Source organism: Bacteroides sp. CAG:633, assembly GCF_000435115.1.
Taxonomy (GTDB): Bacteria; Bacteroidota; Bacteroidia; order Bacteroidales; family Bacteroidaceae; genus Bacteroides; species Bacteroides ndongoniae.
In genome coordinates this window covers 1-844 of record NZ_FR883104.1, presented here as the reverse complement: position 1 = coordinate 844, position 844 = coordinate 1, and the positions used below count along the sequence as shown (strand labels likewise).

The 844-nt window shown below is 57.5% G+C and carries 1 pseudogene; it reads right to left on the bottom strand.

The features are described 5' to 3' along the window. Positions 1-834 (bottom strand): annotated as a pseudogene (locus QVP67_RS10770) (ABC transporter permease); the annotation flags it as partial. Between the last annotated feature and the right edge of the window lie 10 nt (positions 835-844).

The window sequence follows — 844 nt, the reverse complement described above, 5'->3', positions numbered from 1 at the left end:
ACGATAGAGACGATCGGCATCGGCCATCAGCTCGTCCACAAAGCCATGGTCGGCCTCGGGGGTGACGCGCAAGCTCAGTTGCAGGTAGGCGGGATTCTCGTATTGCACCATCGCCTCGCGCGGGAAGTCCGTCGCCAGGAAAGGGCCTCCCCACTGGTCGGCTGTCGTGAAATGATTCCAGCGCATGGGCTCGGCAATGCCGGCTACGCGCAGACGGGAGTCGCTGTCCTGCTCCCACAAAGGCAGTTGACGACCCAGCAACGGTGTGGCATCGGACATGTTCAGTTCCTCATACTTCGCTGTCACGTTGCGCGACAGGATCATCGTTCCCGGACCCAACACGGCGGCCAACGAGTCAGGACTTGCAGTCTGCACCGTCTTTCCTCCGGCATCCTGCACAGCTACCCCACGAATGCGGAACAGGCGCATAAAGTCGGGCTGCACCAGACGGAGCATGGCATAAACAGACACCGTGTCTACAAACGTTTCAATGCCGTTACTTCCGTTATTATAAGGAACGCTGTTCTGCGAAATGGCTACCGCCTCCACGCCGGGACGGTGGCGCAGGCGTTCGGCTATCTCCAGCAGGGCATCCATATCGTCCTCCGCCGTATGGCCTTCTTCATAGAGGGCGGAGTTGGGAGTCAGCCGGTTCATCGTCAGGTTATAACAATGCTCCGTATCGAAGCCCATCGGTGCAAAGTAGACACGCGCCGTCGTACAGCACCAGTCCACGATGTACCACAGCACCACGAAGACTACCAGCAGCTCCAGCGCAAGGAAGAAGTTGCTGCGCCATTCGTTCCGTATTTGAGTAAATAGTTTCTTGTTCATAATGTAAAGC